At 59.2% G+C, this 19,478-nt stretch carries 19 protein-coding genes; 7 read left to right on the plus strand and 12 right to left on the minus strand.

Going from position 1 to position 19,478, the window contains the following annotated elements; genetic code table 11:
- Positions 1–26: 26 nt before the first annotated feature.
- Complete coding sequence (locus tag ACR0CE_RS15130) at positions 27–1,409, plus strand: adenylate/guanylate cyclase domain-containing protein (protein ID WP_480506438.1); 1,383 nt, start codon at positions 27–29, stop codon at positions 1,407–1,409.
- A gap of 65 nt (positions 1,410–1,474) precedes the next feature.
- Here the strand turns inward: ACR0CE_RS15130 and ACR0CE_RS15135 are convergent, their stop codons facing one another.
- Positions 1,475–2,611, minus strand: a complete 1,137-nt coding sequence (locus tag ACR0CE_RS15135; protein WP_480833086.1) for an alkane 1-monooxygenase — start codon at positions 2,609–2,611, stop codon at positions 1,475–1,477.
- 61 nt (positions 2,612–2,672) lie between these two features.
- Positions 2,673–3,728 carry an A/G-specific adenine glycosylase gene (gene mutY / locus ACR0CE_RS15140; protein ID WP_480833087.1) on the minus strand — a complete coding sequence of 352 codons (1,056 nt, stop codon included), beginning with the start codon at positions 3,726–3,728 and terminating at the stop codon, positions 2,673–2,675.
- 81 nt (positions 3,729–3,809) lie between these two features.
- Between mutY and ACR0CE_RS15145 the strand changes: the two genes are divergently transcribed.
- Complete coding sequence (locus ACR0CE_RS15145) at positions 3,810–4,316, plus strand: DUF721 domain-containing protein (RefSeq protein ID WP_480484125.1); 507 nt, start codon at positions 3,810–3,812, stop codon at positions 4,314–4,316.
- A gap of 13 nt (positions 4,317–4,329) precedes the next feature.
- A complete protein-coding gene (locus ACR0CE_RS15150) occupies positions 4,330–4,992 on the plus strand; it encodes a DsbA family protein (RefSeq protein ID WP_267365070.1) in 663 nt (220 codons plus the stop codon).
- Positions 4,993–5,029: 37 nt separating this feature from the next.
- Here ACR0CE_RS15150 and lpxK read toward each other — a convergent pair whose 3' ends face one another.
- The 5 genes from lpxK to ACR0CE_RS15175 all read right to left on the minus strand — a co-directional run bounded on the left by lpxK (position 5,030) and on the right by ACR0CE_RS15175 (position 11,102).
- Positions 5,030–6,031, minus strand: coding sequence for a tetraacyldisaccharide 4'-kinase (gene lpxK, locus ACR0CE_RS15155; RefSeq protein ID WP_480488582.1), 1,002 nt, complete (start codon positions 6,029–6,031; stop codon positions 5,030–5,032).
- A complete protein-coding gene (locus ACR0CE_RS15160; protein WP_480833088.1) occupies positions 6,018–7,256 on the minus strand; it encodes a 3-deoxy-D-manno-octulosonic acid transferase in 1,239 nt (412 codons plus the stop codon). The genes lpxK and ACR0CE_RS15160 overlap by 14 nt, the downstream gene beginning before the upstream one ends.
- A complete protein-coding gene (locus ACR0CE_RS15165) occupies positions 7,253–8,053 on the minus strand; it encodes an inositol monophosphatase family protein (RefSeq protein ID WP_480833089.1) in 801 nt (266 codons plus the stop codon). Before ACR0CE_RS15165 ends, ACR0CE_RS15160 begins: the two co-directional genes overlap by 4 nt.
- Positions 8,040–9,386, minus strand: a complete 1,347-nt coding sequence (locus tag ACR0CE_RS15170) for a TldD/PmbA family protein (RefSeq protein ID WP_480833090.1) — start codon at positions 9,384–9,386, stop codon at positions 8,040–8,042. Before ACR0CE_RS15170 ends, ACR0CE_RS15165 begins: the two co-directional genes overlap by 14 nt.
- Before the next feature lie 168 nt (positions 9,387–9,554).
- Entirely contained in the window at positions 9,555–11,102 is a 1,548-nt protein-coding gene (locus tag ACR0CE_RS15175; protein ID WP_480833091.1) for a DUF2125 domain-containing protein, read from the minus strand.
- A gap of 107 nt (positions 11,103–11,209) precedes the next feature.
- Here ACR0CE_RS15175 and ACR0CE_RS15180 point away from each other — a divergent pair, with 107 nt between their 5' ends.
- The 3 genes from ACR0CE_RS15180 to ACR0CE_RS15190 are packed head-to-tail and all read left to right on the plus strand — an operon-like array spanning position 11,210 to position 13,292.
- Positions 11,210–11,953, plus strand: a complete 744-nt coding sequence (locus ACR0CE_RS15180; RefSeq protein WP_480539630.1) for an SDR family oxidoreductase — start codon at positions 11,210–11,212, stop codon at positions 11,951–11,953.
- Positions 11,950–12,558, plus strand: coding sequence for an enoyl-CoA hydratase/isomerase family protein (locus tag ACR0CE_RS15185; RefSeq protein ID WP_480539629.1), 609 nt, complete (start codon positions 11,950–11,952; stop codon positions 12,556–12,558). Before ACR0CE_RS15180 ends, ACR0CE_RS15185 begins: the two co-directional genes overlap by 4 nt.
- The gene (locus tag ACR0CE_RS15190) at positions 12,555–13,292 is read left to right on the plus strand and encodes a VOC family protein (RefSeq protein WP_480833092.1); all 738 of its coding nucleotides are present in this window, start codon (positions 12,555–12,557) and stop codon (positions 13,290–13,292) included. The genes ACR0CE_RS15185 and ACR0CE_RS15190 overlap by 4 nt, the downstream gene beginning before the upstream one ends.
- Here ACR0CE_RS15190 and ACR0CE_RS15195 read toward each other — a convergent pair whose 3' ends face one another.
- Positions 13,293–13,589, minus strand: a complete 297-nt coding sequence (locus tag ACR0CE_RS15195) for an HNH endonuclease (protein WP_209599595.1) — start codon at positions 13,587–13,589, stop codon at positions 13,293–13,295. It lies immediately after the preceding gene.
- 48 nt (positions 13,590–13,637) lie between these two features.
- On the opposite strand from ACR0CE_RS15195, the gene ACR0CE_RS15200 reads away from it, so the two are divergent.
- Positions 13,638–14,822 (plus strand): TIGR03862 family flavoprotein, encoded by a 1,185-nt coding sequence (locus tag ACR0CE_RS15200; RefSeq protein ID WP_480833093.1) that lies wholly within the window; start codon positions 13,638–13,640, stop codon positions 14,820–14,822.
- Between the two features lies 1 nt (position 14,823).
- Here ACR0CE_RS15200 and holA read toward each other — a convergent pair whose 3' ends face one another.
- From holA to ACR0CE_RS15220, 4 genes are all read right to left on the minus strand, one after another.
- Complete coding sequence (gene holA, locus ACR0CE_RS15205) at positions 14,824–15,852, minus strand: DNA polymerase III subunit delta (protein ID WP_480833094.1); 1,029 nt, start codon at positions 15,850–15,852, stop codon at positions 14,824–14,826.
- Positions 15,849–16,340, minus strand: a complete 492-nt coding sequence (lptE, locus tag ACR0CE_RS15210) for an LPS assembly lipoprotein LptE (RefSeq protein ID WP_267364334.1) — start codon at positions 16,338–16,340, stop codon at positions 15,849–15,851. Before lptE ends, holA begins: the two co-directional genes overlap by 4 nt.
- Positions 16,327–18,864 (minus strand): leucine--tRNA ligase, encoded by a 2,538-nt coding sequence (gene leuS / locus ACR0CE_RS15215; protein ID WP_480833095.1) that lies wholly within the window; start codon positions 18,862–18,864, stop codon positions 16,327–16,329. The genes lptE and leuS overlap by 14 nt, the downstream gene beginning before the upstream one ends.
- Positions 18,865–18,936: 72 nt before the next feature.
- A complete protein-coding gene (locus tag ACR0CE_RS15220; protein WP_480484184.1) occupies positions 18,937–19,422 on the minus strand; it encodes a DUF3576 domain-containing protein in 486 nt (161 codons plus the stop codon).
- Between the last annotated feature and the right edge of the window lie 56 nt (positions 19,423–19,478).

Genomic DNA, 19,478 nt, shown 5'->3' on the forward strand with positions numbered 1-19,478 from the left:
TAGCCTCCGCAAGAAAGACCACGGCCATGACCGAGACGACCGCACAGCCCCGCCGAAGCCTGTTTTTCACCCAGCCCGATGCGTTTGATCTGGACAACAAATATACCGAGGCCGCGTTGGAACGGCACAAGCGCGAGGGTCTGGAATTGGCTGTGCGTGCGCGATGGGTGGCGATGGCGCTGACTGCGGTGCTGCTGGTTTTTCTGAACCCGCAATGGGAGGTGCTTTGGTATCACTTCATTCTGCTGCTGATCTGCGGCAACGGGTGGTTGATCCGCCGTGCAGGTCGTGTCGGGCAATCGCGGGGCGAGTTGTTTTTGATTTTCGTCGACCTGCTGATCATGACACTTGGGATGATCGTACCCAATCCCTTCAGCGATGATGTCAGGCCATTGGCCATGCAATACCGGTTCGACAACTTTCAGTACTTCTTCATCATTCTGGCGGCAGGCACATTGGCCTATTCCTGGCGGACCGTGATCGCCATCGGGACCTGGACGGCGATGATGTGGACGATCGGGTGGATCGTTGCCTGGTGGGTCGCAACGCCCATTCCCGGGATCAGCGAAAAAGTTGCGACCGCTTTGCAAGACTACCCGGATGTTGCCGAGCTTCTGGATCCGAACAGTTTCATGGCGCCTCAGCGCATCCAGCAGGCAATCGTGTTCATGATGGTGGCCGTGACTTTGGGCCTTTCGATGCAACGGCTGAACCGGCTATTGATGAGCAATGCAGGGCTGGAACGGGAACGGGCCAACCTGTCACGCTATTTCTCGCCCAACGTGGTAGAGGAGCTGAGCCAGAATGACGAGCCGCTGAAACAGGTCCGAAAAGAGAATGTGGCCGTTCTGTTCATCGACATCGTCGGATTCACGAAATACGCCGCCGGTCGTGACCCCTATGATGTGATCGAAGTGCTGCGGGGCTTTCACGCCCGCATGGAAACCGAGGTTTTTCGTCACCACGGGACCCTGGACAAGTATCTGGGGGATGGGCTGATGGCGACCTTTGGCACCCCGGTGCCCACGCCGTTGGACGCAAGCAACGCGCTGGGATGTGCGCGCGCGATGGTCAGCGTGATCGACCGATGGAATCTGGACCGCCGCCGGGCGGGAGAGCCTGAAATCCGCGTCGGGATTGGGGTGCACTATGGCTCGGTCGTGCTGGGCGACATTGGTGCGAACCGGCTTGAATTCGCGGTCATCGGGAATGCCGTCAACGTCGCGGCCAAGCTCGAGGCGCTGACGCGTGATTTACAGGCGCGTATCGTGGTCAGCGATGCCGTGCGCGCGCGGATTGCAGAGGAAAACCAGTCTGCGCCTGTCGCCATGACTGGTTTTGCAGAGCTTACCGATCAATCTGTGCGCGGCGTGGAAACACCGATGGATATCTGGGTGATGAAAGGCTGAAGACCTTACACCTCGCCAGAACAGTACCCAAAGCGCCGAGCCTGATGGGCCGGGCGGTGCATCGGTTACGCATCAGGTGCGGGGTTCAGGGCCTTGTTATAGGCGTGCCAATCGGTGATCTCGGGGTAGTACTGACGCCGCCAATCCCGGACCCGTGGGTTCATGACCCGTCGCCACAGCGGTGGGATCATCGCAGCCACAGTCATGACGGGATAGCCATAGGGCAGTTGCGGTGCCGTTTCGGGCGTGTGGTGTTGAAGCAGCGGGAACCGGCGGTTTGGTTTGTAATGGTGATCCGAATGGCGTTGCAGATTGATCAGCAACCAGTTTGAAGCTTTCTGCGAGGCATTCCAGGAATGTCGGGGCAGGACGTGCTCATACCGCCCGTCGCCCAGATGTTTCCGAGTCAACCCGTAATGTTCAACGTAGTTGACCAGTTCCAGCTGCCAGATCGCGACACCGGCCTGCAACAGAAACAGGGCCAGACCGGACCATCCTCCGACCAGCGCCGCCAGTGCCAGCATTCCCCCTTGCAACGCCCAATACCGCCAGAACGGGTTGGAGCGGTCGGTCCAGGGGCGGTCCTTGCGGGCCAGTTTTCCGCGTTCGGCGTTGAAGGCCGAGACCAGGCTTTGCCGCAACACCCTAGGGTAAAAGCGGTGAAACCCTTCGTTGTATCGCGCCGTCACCGGATCGCGTGGCGTGCCCACATGACGGTGATGGACCAGCAGATGCTCGGACCGGAAATGAGAATAGAGCACCATGGCAAGAAGGATATCGCCCAGCCAGCGTTCCCAACGGCTTTTCTGATGCATCAGCTCGTGGCTGTAATTGATACCGACCGTACCCGTGATAACACCCATGCCAAAGAACAGGCCGATTTTCTCAGGCGTCGAAAGCTGACTGCCGTGGCTCGCGTACCAGATCAGGCCAAACAGGGTAAGGAACTGAAGGGGTGCCCAAAGCTTGGTCAGCAGGATATACCGTTGAAGAGCGTCGTCTGGCGTCTCAGGGTCCGCATTTCCCACGTTGAGCCCGGTGATCCGGTCCAGCACGGCAAAGACCCACCAGGTCGAGATCGGGATCAGCAGAACCCACCATCCGCCCGCGAAAGCAGTGAACCAGATCAGTGGGATCAACAGCAGGGACACCCAGAAGGGTGATGCCGATTGCCAGCGTGCCAACGAGACTGTTGCGCTCATCTCTGGTGCTCCTACTAGATGGGGACAGCCTAGCCGCGAGGCCAGGGAATGCACAGCGGTCTTATTGTCCTTTCCACAGATCATAGGCTTTGCGCATCACCGTGGGCAGGTCGCTGGGTTTGAAGCTGTGCTTTCCCACTGCGATTAGATGATCGGGAGCATCTTGACCGGTGGTTTCTGCGGTCCAGATTCTTAAAATCAGATGAAAATGCGTAAAAGTGTGGCGCACCTCGCCCGACACCATCTTCCAATCTGCCGCAAGCGGGGGGTGCTCGACCGGATCGTCAGCCCACTCCGATCCGGGCCAGCCCAGCATTCCGCCCAGCAGACCCTTGTCCGGTCGGCGCTCGAGCAGCAAGGCCCCATCTGGCATGCGCGCGATGTAAACGTGACCGTGACGGGTGGGTTTGGGCTTTTTCGGTGTTTTTCGGGGAAGATCAGCCTGTGTTCCCGCAAGCCGCGCTTGGCATGGATCGCGCAGCGGGCAAATGCCACATGCCGGGGATTTCGGTGTACAAATTGTGGCCCCCAAGTCCATGACCGCCTGAGCGTAATCACCGGGCCGATTAGAAGGTGTCAGCGCCGAGGCTTTTTCCTTCAGCAAGGGTTTCGAGCCGGGCAGCGGCGCGTGGATGTCGTAAAATCGGGCCATGACGCGTTCGACATTGCCGTCCAGAACCGTTTCAGGCTGATCGAAGGCGATGGCCGAGATTGCCGCAGCTGTATAAGGGCCGATGCCGGGTAAATTCAGCAGCGCACCATAAGTTTCGGGGAACTGACCATTGTGATCCCGCGTCACAACGCGGGCGCACTTCAAGAGGTTGCGCGCACGCGCGTAATACCCAAGGCCGGCCCATTCCCCCATGACCTGCTCATCCGGCGCGGCGGCCAGCGCCTGAACCGTAGGCCAACGTGTCACGAAGCGCAGAAAGTAATCCCGCACCGCTGCTACAGTCGTCTGTTGCAACATCACTTCGGATAACCAGACCCGATAGGGGGCAGGGCGTACCCCGGCGGCGCGCTCTGCCGGTCCTGTGCGCCATGGCATGGCGCGAGCGTTGTGGTCATACCACTCCAGAAGCGCAGCGCTGACGGTGAATTCAAAGGAATCACGCAAGTTTTATTCGTCTCCCTGTCAGGTTTCGCTGGCACCCGGTGTTCTGCCTACTACAATAGCGGTGCAGGAGTTGGAAACCAGATGCAACGCAGACGTTCGTCAACCCGCGGGTTCAAGCGCACCGCGTCTTTGCTGAATGACCAGATCAGGCGCGCCGGGGAAAGCCGGGGCTTTGCTGTGTCACGTCTGTTGACCCATTGGGCCGAGATCGTGGGTCAGGATACCGCCGCCATCGCGCGCCCAGTCAGTGTCGGCTATGGCAAAGGTGGTTTCGGCGCGACTCTGACCGTTCTGACCACAGGTCCGCAGGCCCCGATGCTGGAAATGCAGAAGGAACAGCTGCGTGGTAAAGTGAACGCGGTTTACGGTTACAATGCCATCAGCCGTGTCCGCATTACTCAGACCGCTCCGACCGGATTTGCCGAGGGGCAGGCCAGTTTCGACCATAAACCGAAGCAAGCAAAACCCGAGATTGCACCTGAAATTGCTGCCGAGGCAGACAAAGTGTCACGCAGTGTAAATGATGAAGATTTGCGCGCGGCCCTTGAACGTCTTGGGCGCAACGTTTTATCCAAACAGAAACGCTGAGAAAGGGCTGAGAATGAGCCGTATTGCAACCGTAATCTGTGCGGCCGTCGCCGTGGCCGCTGGCGGCTATTGGGTGTCGCTGTCAAATTCCAATACAAGTTTTCCGCTGGTCAGTGCCGCCGAGGCGCAAGAGGCGGACCTGGATACATCCACCATCATTGACATGGTTCAGGGCGCCGAGGGCGCGCCTGTCGAAATCATCGAATACGCATCCTACACCTGCCCGCATTGCGCGAATTTCCACAAGAGCGCGTATAAACAGCTCAAGAAGGATTTCATTGATACTGGTAAGGTCAAGTTCACCTATCGTGAGGTCTATTTTGATCGCTACGGACTGTGGGCGTCGATGGTGGCCCGCTGCGCCGGTCCCGAGAAATTCTTTGGCATCACCGATCTGATCTATGAAGGTCAGGCAGAATGGACGCGCGCAGGAGGTCCGGCCGAGATCGTCGATGAACTGCGCAAGATCGGTCGTCTGGCAGGTATTGATGGCGACCAGCTTGAGGCCTGTTTGCAGGATGGCACCAAGGCGCGAACATTGGCCGCATGGTATCAGGAAAACGCTGAACGCGATGGAATTCAGGCGACCCCGTCCTTCATCGTGAATGGCAAGAAAGTCGACAATCAGTCCTACGCGGACTTCAAAAAGCTGATTGAAGCTGAGCTCGGCAGCTGACTCGACCCCAGCTGGCCCCGCCGGGGGCCAGCCTGGTTTACTTTGGTGAAGGGGCGGCTTTCAAAAGCATGTCCCTGACCCTGTCGGCGTCTGAAATCTGAAGCCGAACCGGCAAAGTGATCACCTTGCTTCGGAAAGCGGGGGGCAGGCGAACGGCGTCTTTTTCGGTGGTGACCATCTGAGCGCCCAGCAAACGCGCCTCGTTTTCCAGTCGGGTCATTAGGGCTTGTGTCAACGGCTGGTGATCGTCCAACGCCTCGGCCCGTACCAGATCCACACCCAGCCGCCGCAGGGTTTGGAAGAACTTTTCGGGATAGCCGATGCCTGCAAACGCCAACGCACGCGTTTCCGACCAATCCATACCGGTTTGCAGGGGTTCGACTGCCCCGGTGACATGAGGAACGGTCAACCGGCCTTTCCAGTTGTTGGCAAATACCTTTTGTGCCGCCTCTTCCCCCAAGGACAGTACAAGATCGGCCCGTTGCAGGCCGGTATCGACGGGCTCTCGCAATGGACCGGCTGGCAGGCATAAGCCGTTTCCAAATCCGCGCTGGGCGTCCACAACGATAATCGAGAAATCCTTGGCGACCGAAGGGTTCTGAAAGCCATCATCCAGAACGATCACTGTTGCCCCCGCTGCGGCCGCTGCACGCGCGCCCGCCGCCCGATCCTTGGCAACCCAGACCTCGGCAAACATCGCCAGCAACAGCGGCTCGTCCCCCACCTCGGCGGCGGTGTGCCTGCCCGGATCGACCTGCACCGGGCCTTCCAGTGACCCGCCATGTCCTCGCGTCACGACATGCGGTTTGTGCCAGGCATTACCCAGTTGTTCGATGGTCCAGATGACGGTGGGCGTTTTCCCGGTTCCACCTGCATTCAGATTGCCGATGCAGATCACGGGCACACCGGGATTTTCCCCTGATTTCGAGGCAATCCTGCGGGCTGTCGCTGCGGCATATAAGCGCCCCAGCGGGGTCAGCAGCCGCGCCCTCAGATCCGGCTGGTCCGGAGGAGTGTTCCAGAAATCAGGTGCCCGCATGATCTGCGCTCCGCTGGTCCAGAATATCCTGCACCATTTCGATGAGGGTGTCTGCCTGCGGCGCACCTTCGGTGATTATCTGCCATCCAGCCAAAGCCATGTCAGCGGCGCGGTCTGGTGCCAGAAGCTGTACGACGGCATCGCCCAACTCGGTTGCTGACTTGACCTCATTGGCTGCCCCTGCCTGTTGAAGGTGGGCGTAAAGCTCGTGATGGCGATGCACGAATGGTCCAGAAATTATGGCGGACCCCAGCGCGATTGCGTCGGACGGGTCCTGACCACCTGCGCCGCGTTCCAGTGAACTGGCCATGAACGTCACTGCCGACACCCGGTGCCACAACCCCAGATTTTCGGGGTCGGCAGTCAGAACGACCTGCGTGCTGTCTTCGATCAAGCCACCATCGTCCCAGTTGACACAGCGTAAATCCATCGTCTCCAGCCGCCGTTTTAGGGGGGCAGCCTCGTGAACGTCGGCGACGTGAAGTACCAGAACCAGCCGGTGCAACAGGCGCAATGCCTGACGATGTGCTGTCAGAACCGAAATGAACTCTTTGTCCTGCACCCAGGCAGCCAGCCAAACAGGCCGCCCTGCCAGCGTGTGGTTGGTTTCGATCAGCTCGTCTTCTGGCCAAGGTCTTGGATTTGGGCTGATGCGCAAAGGTGGCGATTCTTCGACTGTTGAAAACGGGATGCCAAGTCTCCGGATGTGCCGGGCGGTTTCAGAATTTGCAGTCAGTATCTTGCGAAAGCAGCTAAAGGTCACTCTGGTTATGTCTGGCAGCCAGCGCGCGTTCCGGGACAGTGCAACGGTAAATTGGGCGTCGAACAACACCAAGGGTACGGCCTGTTCATCAGCTCGGGTTATGATGTTGGGCATCAGATCACCACCGAACCAAATCCCGATACCTGGGCGCCAGTATTCGATAAAGTCACGCGCGGCCCCGCTCTGTTCCTGAGGCAGGTTGATCAGGGGAAAGCTGCATTCCGGCCAGGCAGACAGATCCGCGTCCGGCGGGGCGGTCAGTAGAAAGTGCAGCTCGGATCGGGACTGAAGCAACCGGCGGCAAAAATCACTCACCGCCCGCAGGCGGTCTGGCGTGGCGACGTGCATCCACACGACCTCGCCTTCGGGGCGTGGCAGGTCGGTTTTTACACCAACGCCGTTCCGCATTCTCCAGGACAGCACCCGATAAGCGGCAAGGCTTAATGAGCGCGGTTTTCTCATGCGCCGATTCCGGGCCCGATCGGGTCCAGCTGAGCCCACAGTTGCCCGTGGATCGCGGTGCTGGCGGCGATTACGCCATTCAGCCTGGGGTGGGCATTGTTGAAGATCAGCGGTTGACCCAAACGGTCTGAACAGACGCCGCCCGCCTCTCGGATGATCAGATCGCCAGCGGCAATATCCCATTCCCAGCTGGGGCGAAGGGTCAGCATGGCATCGAACCGCCCCTGCGCGACCAGCGCCATGCGATAGGCAAGCGAGGGACGGTATGCGCGGCGGAAGGCTGGACCATTCTGATTGCGCCAGTGCTGTGCGTCCAGATTTGGTTTGGCGGCCAGAACCTGAGATTGCGATAGCTCAGGCGTTTTTGATGTCGTGATCTTTTGCCCGTTGAGAGTGGCGCCCTGACCCTGCGCCGCGGCATAAAGCAAGTCGCGCATCGGCAGGTAGATTACAGCGGCAGTTACAATGCCATCGACTGCAATGGCCAGCGAATGCGCCCAGGTGCGCGCGCCTTCGGTAAAGCTGCGGGTGCCGTCAATCGGATCGACGATAAAGGCGTTGCTGCGGTCCAAGCGCTCGGGCGAATCCTCGGATTCCTCGCTGAGCCAGCCATAGCCTGGCCGCGCAGCGCACAGCTTTTCTTCCAGCATCGCGTTGACGGCCAGATCGGCCTCGGTCACCGGACCGGCGCCACCAGGTTTGTCCCAACGCTGTGCTTGCGTTCCGGAATAGCGTGTAGCGATCTTGCCGGCCTCAATCGCGGCCTCAATCAGAAGGGGCAGATCAGTTGCCGGCAAGTGTCATTCCTTCAATCAACAGCGACGGGACCACGCGCGACAAATATGGGCGCGCGTCATTGGCGGGAATGATCCGCCGCAACATATCACGCAGATTACCTGCGATGGTGCATTCGTTGACAGGATGCGTGATCACACCGTTTTCGACCCAAAACCCTGATGCACCACGGGAATAGTCGCCTGTATTGGGGTTGATCGTCGATCCGATCATGGAAGTGACCAGCAAACCGGTTCCCATATCGCGCAGCAGATCTTCGCGACTGCGGGCCCCTTGCGTCAGGCTCAGGTTCCAGTTGCTGGGCGAGGGTGGGCCGGACACACCGCGCGCAGCGTTGCCTGTAGAGTCCATGCCCAGCTTGCGGCCACTCGACAGATCCAGCGTCCATCCTGTCAGGACACCGTTTTCCACGATCACCCGGCGCTGCGTTGGCAGGCCTTCTGCATCAAATGGGCGCGAGCCTGAGATGCGCGGGCGGTGCGGATCTTCGATCAGCGACAGATGCGCGGGCAGAACATCCTGCCCAAGACAATCCTTGAGCCAAGACGCGCCCCGCGCAATAGCGGCCCCATTGCTGGCGGCCAGAAGATGCCCGATCAGCGAAGACGAGATACGTTCATCAAACAACACCGGGAAACTGCCGGTCGCAGGTTTGCGCGCGCCAACCTGTTGCACAGCGCGTTCCCCTGCGGTGCGCCCAATCTCAGCCGCGTCGCGCAGGTCGGATTGAAACGTCCGGCTGTCACCGTCATAGTCGCGCTCCATCCCGGTGCCTTCACCCGAGATCGCAACACATGAGATGGATCGGCTGCTGCGCTCATACCCACCGGAAAACCCGTTTGTAGCCGCCAGATGCACCCGGTGCGTTCCGTAGCTTGCAGCAGCATCCGACACCTGCGTGACGCCTTTTACTGTCAGTGCTGCGGCCTCGGCGGCCAGCGCATCCTGCATCAGGCTTTCCGCGGACGGGGCCGGGGCAGTGTCCAGCAATTCCAGTGACTGAATATCCCAGTCACTGGCCAGTTGGCTTTTGTCCGCCAGCCCGGAATAGGGGTCCTCGGGCGCCTCTTTTGCCATGGCCACGGCGCGTTCGGCCATCGCCGCAAGGGTTTCCGGGCGGCTGTCAGAGCTGGACACAATGGCTGAGTGTTTACCCAGAAACACGCGCAAACCCAGATCGGCGCCTTCAGAGCGTTCCGCATGTTCCAGTGCGCCGCCCCGCACATCGACCGAGACCGAGGACCCTTCGAGAACGATGGCATCTGCTGCCTCTGCGCCTGCCCGGCGAGCAACATCGAGCAATTGTTGGCTGATTTCTTCTGGTGTGCGGGTCATGAGGTCTCCAGGTTGATTGCCAAGGACCTAGCCTTGCACCGCCCGCCCCGCAAGACCTGTGACCGGATTGTGCTGTGTGGATCGGGATAAATCCATGCCGCTACCGGGTTTGGCACAAGGTTCACAGGAATGGAAAGGGCCGCACTGCGCGGCCCTTTCAGATAGGTATCACTTGATACGCTGGCCATTCGCCAAAATCTGACCGTCTTCCGTGAATTCGATGGTCGAGTTCAGGGTGTCAGGCTCATCGCCGGGGACAGCCATCAGACCCATCATCATCCGCGCGCCCAGCGCATCGTCGTCCGAAATGAGGCCCATGCCGATCAGCGTATCGATCAGCTGATTGGCGCCAACAAGTTTCAGGTTTGCCACGCCGCTTGGGCTGGGCATTCCCCCAAACTCTTCTGTGTTCGAATTGTCGAAGGCGAAATCGCCATCACCGGTCAGTTTGGCACCGACCAACGAAACCAGAAGCTGGCTGATTTTCAGCGAATGCAGCTCACCCGGAGCTTCGTCCGACTCGACGTCGATTTCTGGATCGAAGATGTTCATCAGAACTTTTGCCGTGCCGGTCGTGTCCAGCGCAATTGTCGCCGGATCGCGGGGCAGCGCGCCTGCCGGGTCAAAAATGCCCCACAGGACATCAGACATGGTGAAATCGGTCATGTTGAGGCCAAAGGCAAAGGGCTGTATTTCGTCCGATTGCTGGATCGGGAATTCGAAATTCAACCCTGCGCTGGCCATGGACAACTCGATCGGGAATGGCAGGTCTGCTGTTGTAACCGCCAGTTTGGTGCTGTTCTGCGCGATGTCATAGGCGATACGCTCGGCGTCGATGCTGGCGGCAAAGCGCCCACCCTCCGAGGTGCTGTTCATCGAGAACGCCTGGCCTTCGCTGGTCCCGCTCAGGTCGGTGCTGCCGGATGCATAGGTAAACGTGCCATCAAAGGCGAAACCCGCTTGGTAAAACGCCTGCGGATCAGACATGTCAAAATCCAGCGGGATCACGTTTTCGCCTTCAAAGGCCAGTTGGCCCAGTTGGCCATTGATCAGCCCGCTTTCACCGTTTTCCGGATCCTGAAAGTTCAGGTTATAGGTCAGTGTATCGCTGTTGAATGTCTGGGTGATGTTTCGGTGTTCGCCTATTTGCATCCGCGACCGACCGGCCAGATCACCTGCCTCGACCGCGATGCTGAAAACCTCGTTCGGCAGCGGTTCGCCATCGACTTCAATCGAATCCAGTGAAATGCCCAGTTTGTCAGCAGTGTAGTCATAGGTCATGTCTTCGGGTGTACCCGAAACAACCATGTTCAGTTGGCTGTGCGAATAAATCACTTTGGCTGCAAACTCTTCATCATCGGCTTTTCCCGTGACATCCATGGGAAAGCTTTCGGGCAGTCCGATGGTAACGGTTCCGTCACCATTTTCGGTCAGCGTCATTTCAGGCATGACCATCTGGAACTGCCCGTCTTCTTCCGGAAAGGTCAAAGAAAGTGTCATGTTCGAAATAGTGGTGACGTCACCGGTGATGCTTTCGTCACCTGTAACGGTGTAGCCCATTGAAGTGAAATAGCTTTGCCAGTCGGACCAGACATCATTTGCAGTAAGGTCGGCGAACGCGCCCTGGGTCGCAACGGCGTAAGCCAGAACAGCACCGCAGCTGCGGTGGAAGAAAACGGACATAAGGTAACCCTTCTTGATCAATTTGCGGCGCATGGTCGGGGTTGTGGCACCTATCGTCAAGGGGGCAAGGGCTGGACCATTTCCCCGTTTCCGCGTTACGGCTGTGGCCGGGATCAACAACAATACGTGAGGAGAGGCAAATGCAGGGGAAAACAGTTCTGATAACCGGGGCCAGCCGTGGCATCGGGGCCGAAGCGGGGCGCGTTTTTGCCGCAGCCGGGGCCAATGTCGCATTAGTGGCCCGCAGCCGAAATCAGATTGATGCCTTGGCCGCTGAACTGGGTGATCAGGCCATCGCGCTGGCCTGCGATGTCAGCGATTTCGCGCAGGTCGAGCAGGCTGTGGCCACATGTGTGGATCGGTTCGGTGGGCTGGATGTTCTGATTGGCAATGCCGGTGTGATCGATCCAATCTTTCATCTTACAAACGCCGATCCTGAGGCCTGGAGCAAAGCCATCGATATCAACCTCAAAGGTGTTTTCTACGGGATGCGTGCGGCATTGCCGGTGATGCGGGCCGCCGGGGGCGGAAGCATTCTGACCGTCTCGTCCGGCGCGGCGTCCAACCCGGTTGAGGCGTGGAGCCATTATTGCGCGTCAAAGGCCGGGGCAAAAATGCTGACGGAATGCCTGCATCTGGAAGAAGCCCAACACGGTATTCGCGCCATGGGGCTGTCGCCGGGGACGGTTGCCACGGATATGCAGCGGTCCATCAAGGCAAGCGGCATCAATCCGGTCAGTCAACTGGACTGGGACGCGCATATTCCCGCAGACTGGCCAGCACGTGCCTTGTTGTGGATGTGTTCCAAGGACGCGGATGAGTATTTGGGAACGGAAATCTCGCTGCGTCTGGAAGACATCCGAAAAAGGGTTGGGTTGATATGATCGACCTGAGGAAAGAGGATGGCCTGTGGGTCGTTACGATCAACAATCCCGAAAAGGCAAACGCCCTGACCGGAGCGATGCTGAATGAACTGGTCGGGATTGCCGAGGCCGCAACCAGCGCGCGGGCGCTGATCCTGACGGGCGCGGGCAAAGTGTTCAGCGCGGGGGCCGATCTGGACGAGGCGCGCGCCGGTCTGGCCACCTCTGACGTCTGGGAAAGACTGTCCGGTGCCATCGCCGCATTGCCCTGTCTGACCATTGCCGCGTTGAACGGAACTTTGGCTGGCGGGGCCAATGGCATGGCTTTGGCCTGTGACCTTCGCATTGCGGTGCCAACAGCCAAGTTCTTTTATCCGGTGATGAAGCTGGGGTTCCTGCCGCAACCGTCCGATCCGAAACGGCTGGCGGCTTTGGTGGGCCCGGCCAGAACCAAATTGATCCTGATGGCAGGTCAGAAGATCACCGCGCAAGAGGCGTATGACTTTGGTCTGGTTGACCGGATCGTCGAGCCCGATCATCTGATGCAAACCGCGCGTGACTTTGTGGCAGACAGCGTGAACGCTGACCCCGTTGTCGCCAGGGATATCGCAAGGATGTGTTCATGAGGATTTCGGCCGTTCGGTTGCGGGTCGCTGACCCGGAAGGACTGGCCCTATTCTATCGCGACGTTCTGGGTATGCGGGTTGACCGGCAGGGGTCAGGTTGCCGCGTCGGCTACAACTCGGAAGATGCGGACCTTCTGCTGTTGCCGGGTGGTGGGGGATACACCCATGACCGGGGCCAAAGATATTGGAAGATCGGAATTACCGTTCCTGATGTCGATCTTGCGGCAGCGCATCTGCGCGCGCTGGGTACTGCGGTAAGCACGCCGAGCCAGTTTTTGGATATCGGGTATATGTGCCATCTGGCTGATCCCGAAGGGTTTGTCGTCGAATTGCTGCAACATGATTTCGAAGGTAACAAACCGGTGCAGGTTGCAGATCCGGATGCTCCGTTTGCGCAAGCCCGGATCGGTCAGATAACCCTTCGAACCGGTGATATTGCGGGTGAGGACGCGTTTTGGCGCGCGCAAGGTATGTCCTTGCTGTCGATGCAGGAGGTGGCCCCCCATGGCTTTGATCTGCATTTCTACGCCTTTACCGACGAAACCCCTCCAAACCCCGATTTGTGGGCCGTCGAGAATCGCGAATGGTTGTGGAAGCGACCGTATACGACATTGGAGTTCCAGCATCTTGCGGGTGCGCAGTTTGCGCCCGTACCGGATTACCAGGGAATAGAAGTCGAGGGGTTGGCCGCACCTTTGAAAGACGCCTTTGGCGATCCGGTCCTGCCTGGCTGATCACCTGTTGCGTCGCTTGCCCGGAACTTTCGACCGAAATCCGGGTGGGCGTTTACGCACCCAGATCAGGAATTTCTCAAGCCTGGGATGCGCGCGCAAGGCTGCGACCGTGTTGTAACTGCGCGCCAGTTCGGCCTCGGTCAGAGTGGCATGCACTTCTTTGTGGCAAATCTGGTGCAGAAGGACGGTGGGTCCGCCCTTGCCTCCTTTGAGTTTTGGGATCAGATGATGCAGGCTGCCACCCCCGCTGGGGATTGGGCGGTCGCAGAGCGGGCAGATCGGATCGTTGTTCGCCATGATGGTTTGAAACTTGCGCCGATGGATGGCGAAGGCAAGAGGGTGCGAATGGCGCAGGCAGTGGTGATCGGAGCAGGCCCCGCAGGGTTGATGGCGGCCGAGCAACTGGCCGAGGCCGGGCATTCCGTACTGGTTGCCGAAGCCAAGCCCTCGGTTGCGCGCAAATTTCTGATGGCAGGTAAATCGGGGCTGAACCTGACAAAGGACGAACCGCCTGAGACACTGATGCGGTCGTATGCCAATGCGGCGGACTGGTTGTGCCCGATGATCACCGCCTTTGATGCGCAAGCCGTGCAGCACTGGGCGCGTGGATTGGGCCAGACATTATTCACGGGCTCCACCGGGCGGGTTTTTCCCGAGACCATGAAGGCGTCGCCCTTGTTGCGCGCATGGCTTGCGCGACTGGACGCAGCAGGGGTTGAGATCAAAACCCGTTGGCGATGGAAAGGTTGGGAAGCTGATGCGCTGGTATTTGAGACCCCGGACGGGCCGCAAAACCTGATTGCTTCTGTAACCGTTCTGGCGCTGGGCGGGGCAAGCTGGGCCCGCCTTGGGTCGGATGGTCAGTGGGCGCAAATCTTGTCCAGCAGGGGCGTGGAACTGGCACGGTTCGAACCTGCGAATTCAGCCCTGTCGGTGGACTGGAGCCCTCATATGCAGCCACATTTCGGGGCGGCGCTGAAATCGGTTCGGTGGATGGCCGGTGACCAGGATAGCCGCGGCGAGGCCGCAATCTCGGCAACCGGGCTGGAGGGAGGCGGGCTTTACACCCTCACCCCTGCTTTGCGCAATGGGCAGCCACTTTATGTCGATCTGGCACCTGATCTGGACCTGCAATCCTTGCGGGCGAGATGGTCGTCCAGAAAGTCGAAAACCACGTTTTCGCAATGGATGAGAAAATCGTTGAACCTGTCACCGCAGAAGATTGCCGTGTTTCACGAGATGGCAAAACGCAGTCAGTTGCCGCTGCCCGGCGAAGTGGAGGTTCTCAAGAAACTGCTAATCCTGCACGCGGGGCTGCGACCGATGGATGAGGCCATTTCGACGGCAGGCGGCGTGAAACGATCCGCGTTGGATGACGGGTTGATGCTGAAAACCATTCCGGCTGTATTCTGCGCAGGTGAGATGCTGGATTGGGAAGCGCCAACCGGGGGCTATCTTTTGACGGCCTGTCTTGCCACGGGTCGCTGGGCCGGTCGGGCCGCTGCCGATAGGCTGGATCAGGTCAGATAACTCAGCGCGACCGCGCAAGCATCGCCAGACGAATCATAGCACGCTCAACCAGAGCCATTGAGGGGGCTGTCTGTCCGGCGGATCGCAGGGAGAGGTCGGTATCCGTCAGAACGGTCAGAGCAGTTTGCAGCTTGGGCGCCCCCCAGCCCTGTGCCTGACGCAGAATACGGTCACGGCGTTTCCCGTAAACCGGCGGGCGCAACTTACCGATACCCTGCGCAGCACCACCCGGATCCGAGGCGCAGGCATAAAGTGTGCGGAAATGCCGGGTCGCCCCAATGCACAGAGTTACCCCGTTGGTGCCTTGAGCCTGCAACCGCCGGATCAGCGGCCCGATCTCTCCGGCGCGGCCTTCGGCAACCACGTTCAGCACATCGTCAAGCGCCGCCTCGGTCGAACGCGGGGCGCAGGCTTCGATGTCTTCCATTGTCAGCTCAGAGTTGTCACCGCGCTTGTAAAGCGACAGTTTTTCAACGGTTTGGGTGAGGTCACCAGGGCTGAGACTGTTGGCCAGTTCGCTGATGGCAGACATGACATCGCGGGGGATGTTTTTCAGATGTGCTTCGGCCAGAACCCGCTCGACCTCTGCGCGCGATGGCGGGTCGTCATAAATGCCTATCGCATAGGCGGCGGGATGCCCCTCGAATGCTTTGCGGATTTTCGAATTTGGTTTCAGCTGACCAGCCGTCACGATGATCTGAGCGTCGCCGGGGGTCCAATCTTCAAGCGCGGCCAGAATCGCAGGCGCGGCTGTTTCCGTGGCGTCTTCCACAAACACCGCGCGCGGGCCAGGGAAAAACCCAACCGCCTTGACCGCGTCCAGCAGCGACGCCGGATCGCCGCGCAAATCACCGCCCGGCAGGCGGGTCAGGCGCATTTCCTCTTCCGCACCGGGACCAAGCAGTGCGGCCAGAACCTGTTGCCGCTTAAGCGCCACCCGCATTGCATCCGCACCATAGATCAGCAGCCCGGTCTTGTCCGCATCCGGCTTGGCGAAATACCCGTCAGCCTCGCGCGGGCTCAACTTCATTTGGACAAGCCCGGCGTAGAATACAGGCGGTTCACGATATGCCCGGACAGGATTACCATCAGGCGTTCTTTCGCATCGCGTTCGTCAGCCAGCGTCGACACGGTAGAGCCCGAAGCAGAATAGCCCACAAAATCGGTTACGGTGCCGGACGCCGCGACTTGCCCGGTTTCGTTGGATTTCAACGCGTATTGCGCCCGTCCATCAATCGTGTACCGCGTTGTCTCGTTCGTCGTGGTTATGGCCGCGCCGCGGGTTTCGGTCGAGACCTGAACATCCAGAGTGTAATCGCTGACAGATCCCGCGCTGCGGCCCAGTTGGTGTTCAAGGTTTTGAACCAGAAGATAGCTTTCGACGGTATTTGGCGCAGATACCGCCACCCGACCGAACAAGGCTGAGCCTGACCCGCCCGGAGCATAAACCGGTTGGAAGCCGCAGGCAGCCAGTACCAGCGGCATCACAAGCAATGTTCTGCGATCAAACAACGACATTCACAATCCGGCCCGGAACAACGATCACTTTTTTCGGCGCGTTGCCATCCAGCGCCTTTTGGACAGCTTCGGTGCTGAGCGCGATATTTTCAACCTCGGCTTTGTCCATATCTTTCGGAACGCTGATTTCCGCGCGACGCTTGCCGTTGATCTGGATCGGCAGGGTGACGGTGTCATCAACCAGCATCGCCTCATCCGCGACGGGCCACGGGGCGACGGCCACAAGGCCCTCACCACCCTGATGCGCCCAGATATCTTCCGCCAGATGTGGTGTCATCGGTGACATCAACTGGGCCAGTGTTTTGATCGCTTGTTTCTGAGCCGCCGCACCGGCCTTGGATTTTGCCAGCGTATTAGTGAAAGCATAAAGCTTGGCTATGGCGGCGTTGAAACCAAAGCTTTCGACACCCAATGTCACGTCGCGGATGGTTTTGTGCATCTCGCGCAACAGGTCCTCATCGCCTTCGCCCGCTGCATTGGCCTCCATGGTACCGATCCTGTCACACAGATTCCAAACGCGATTCAGATGCTTATAGGCGGCTTCGGCTCCTGCCGCCGTCCATTCCACGTCTCTCTCGGGTGGCGAATCGGACAACACGAACCAGCGGGCCGTGTCGGCGCCAAAGGCCGAAATGATGCTGACTGGATCGACCACGTTTTTCTTGGATTTCGACATCTTGGCCGAAGGGATGATTTCGACCTCAGTACCATCGGCCAGTTTGCCGTCGGTCACATCCTCGGGCAGGTGATAGACCGGGCGGCCGTTGGCGTCGCGCGTCTGGTAGATCTCATGCGTCACCATGCCTTGTGTGAACAGCGCGTCGAACGGCTCGATGGCCTTTTGGGGCAAGTGACCGGTGAGGTTCATCGCCCGCGCGAAGAAGCGTGAATACAGCAGGTGCAGAATCGCGTGTTCAATGCCGCCGATATACTGGTCGACATTCATCCAGTATTCGGCCTCGGCCAGATCGGTGGGTGTTTCCGCACGCGGAGCGGTGAAACGGGCGAAATACCACGACGAATCGACGAAGGTATCCATCGTGTCGGTCTCGCGCTTGGCCGGTGCGCCACAAGACGGGCAGGCGCAATCGCGCCAGGTCGGGTGTCGATCCAGCGGGTTGCCGGGTTTGTCGAATGTCACATCGTCGGGCAGGCGGACCGGCAGGTTTTCTTTCTTCTCGGGCACCACACCGCAGCTTTCGCAATGCACGACGGGAATCGGACACCCCCAATAGCGCTGACGGCTGAGGCCCCAGTCGCGCAGACGGTATTTGGTGACACCCTCGCCCCAACCGGCTTTTTCAGCAAAATCGACGGTGGCGTTGATCGCCTCGTCACCTGTCGCCTCGGTCAAACCTGCAAAATGGTTCACCCAGCGAACTTTCTCGGTTTTCGGCGGGACGAATGCAATTTTGTCGACCGGCGCGTCGTCATCCAGCGCAAAGAAGGTATCGACCACAGGCAGGCCGTACTTGCGGCAGAAGTCGAGATCGCGCTGGTCATGCGCAGGGCAGGCAAAGATTGCGCCAGTGCCGTAATCCATCAGGATGAAATTGGCGATCCAGACCGGCAGTTCCCAGCTCGGGTCCAGCGGGTGCTTGACCTTGATGCCTGTATCAAAGCCCAGCTTTTCGCCAGTTTCGATGGCTTCTTCCGTGGTGCCACCTTTGCGACATTCGGCCACAAATTCAGCCACTTCGGGGTTTTCGGCCTCAAGCTGTTTTGCGATCGGGTGATCGGGCGAGATGCCAACGAAAGATGCGCCCAGCAGCGTGTCGGGGCGGGTTGTATAAACGGTGATCGGCTCTCCGCCATCAGTGCGTTCAAAGCCGAATTGCAGACCGCGCGACTTGCCGATCCAGTTCTCCTGCATCAGGCGCACCTTGGCGGGCCAGTTGTCCAAAGTGTCCAGCGCGTCCAGCAATTCTTCGGAATAGTCCGAGATCTTGAAGAACCACTGGGTCAGTTCGCGCCGCTCTACCAATGCGCCCGAACGCCAGCCACGACCATTTTCAACCTGCTCGTTGGCCAGAACGGTCATATCGACCGGGTCCCAGTTCACCACAGCGTTTTTGCGATAGACCAGCCCGGCATCAAGCATATCGAGGAACAGCGCCTGTTGTTGGCCGTAATACTCGGGGTCGCAGGTCGCGAACTCACGTGACCAGTCGATGGACAGGCCAAGTGGTTTCATCTGATCGCGCATGTCTGCGATGTTGCTGTAGGTCCAGTCCTTCGGATGACCCCCGATAGCCATCGCGGCATTTTCCGCAGGCATCCCGAATGCATCCCAGCCCATCGGGTGCAGCACGTTGTGACCCGTCGCCAATTTGTGCCGCGCGATGACGTCACCCATCGTGTAGTTGCGCACATGCCCCATATGGATTCGGCCAGACGGGTAGGGAAACATCTCAAGCACATAGTATTTCGGCTTGTCCGCCTTGTGGTTGGCGGTGAAGATCCCGGCCTTGTCCCAGGCCTCTTGCCATTTTGCTTCGATTTCGGTGGCCGAGTAGCGCGACATTTTGCGGTCCTTCGTGAATGAAAACGCCGGGTAGGAACCCGGCGTGGTAATATTGTGATTTTCGGCGGGTTGCTAGAACTTGTTGTCCGCTATGCGTAGCTGTCGGGCGCGCGACAGAATCGCATCCTCGACTGCGCGGGATGTTGCCGCACTCACCGGGGCCCCTCCGCTCGATTGAAGCGCTACCGACAACGAGCGCGCGGCAAGCGCCGGATCGCTGATATGAACAGTAGCCCGGTAGGATCGGCCGCCGCCCGGAGGTGTGCCGTAACCCGTTACGATTACACCGGTAAACGGATCAACCTCCTGCACGGGCAGGAAGCTCAGTACATCCAGTGAAGCCGCCCACAGATACCGGTTTACGTTTGTGGTCTGCTCGGCGGTGCTGCGGTCAAAGATATCCCAGATAGTTGCCCGATCGGGGTCATTCAGCTCTTGTTCGTCCGAATTGCCGCCAGCGATGTTCGGGGAGTATGTTGTCGAAGCGTTTCGATTCTGCCCACATGCCGAAAGAGCAGCGGTCAGCAGGATCATTCCCAAAATCGTCGGCAGGCGCATTGCAAACAGGTCCTGTTTCACTTGTTCTACAGTATTCAGGGGATACTCCTAGCCAA

This window comes from Ruegeria sp. L11 (assembly GCF_056531755.1).

Coding starts and splice junctions, on each gene's coding strand:
- leuS (WP_480833095.1), bottom strand. CDS start 18,864: ATGTCGCGCTACTCGGCCACCGAAATCGAAGCAAAATGGCAAGAGGCC.
- ACR0CE_RS15180 (WP_480539630.1), top strand. CDS start 11,210: ATGCAGGGGAAAACAGTTCTGATAACCGGGGCCAGCCGTGGCATCGGG.
- ACR0CE_RS15130 (WP_480506438.1), top strand. CDS start 27: ATGACCGAGACGACCGCACAGCCCCGCCGAAGCCTGTTTTTCACCCAG.
- ACR0CE_RS15220 (WP_480484184.1), bottom strand. CDS start 19,422: ATGCGCCTGCCGACGATTTTGGGAATGATCCTGCTGACCGCTGCTCTT.
- ACR0CE_RS15135 (WP_480833086.1), bottom strand. CDS start 2,611: ATGAGCGCAACAGTCTCGTTGGCACGCTGGCAATCGGCATCACCCTTC.
- lptE (WP_267364334.1), bottom strand. CDS start 16,340: ATGTCGTTGTTTGATCGCAGAACATTGCTTGTGATGCCGCTGGTACTG.
- ACR0CE_RS15170 (WP_480833090.1), bottom strand. CDS start 9,386: ATGACCCGCACACCAGAAGAAATCAGCCAACAATTGCTCGATGTTGCT.
- lpxK (WP_480488582.1), bottom strand. CDS start 6,031: ATGCGGGCACCTGATTTCTGGAACACTCCTCCGGACCAGCCGGATCTG.
- ACR0CE_RS15175 (WP_480833091.1), bottom strand. CDS start 11,102: ATGCGCCGCAAATTGATCAAGAAGGGTTACCTTATGTCCGTTTTCTTC.
- ACR0CE_RS15190 (WP_480833092.1), top strand. CDS start 12,555: ATGAGGATTTCGGCCGTTCGGTTGCGGGTCGCTGACCCGGAAGGACTG.
- ACR0CE_RS15145 (WP_480484125.1), top strand. CDS start 3,810: ATGCAACGCAGACGTTCGTCAACCCGCGGGTTCAAGCGCACCGCGTCT.
- ACR0CE_RS15200 (WP_480833093.1), top strand. CDS start 13,638: ATGGCGCAGGCAGTGGTGATCGGAGCAGGCCCCGCAGGGTTGATGGCG.
- ACR0CE_RS15160 (WP_480833088.1), bottom strand. CDS start 7,256: ATGAGAAAACCGCGCTCATTAAGCCTTGCCGCTTATCGGGTGCTGTCC.
- ACR0CE_RS15185 (WP_480539629.1), top strand. CDS start 11,950: ATGATCGACCTGAGGAAAGAGGATGGCCTGTGGGTCGTTACGATCAAC.
- holA (WP_480833094.1), bottom strand. CDS start 15,852: ATGAAGTTGAGCCCGCGCGAGGCTGACGGGTATTTCGCCAAGCCGGAT.
- ACR0CE_RS15150 (WP_267365070.1), top strand. CDS start 4,330: ATGAGCCGTATTGCAACCGTAATCTGTGCGGCCGTCGCCGTGGCCGCT.
- ACR0CE_RS15195 (WP_209599595.1), bottom strand. CDS start 13,589: ATGGCGAACAACGATCCGATCTGCCCGCTCTGCGACCGCCCAATCCCC.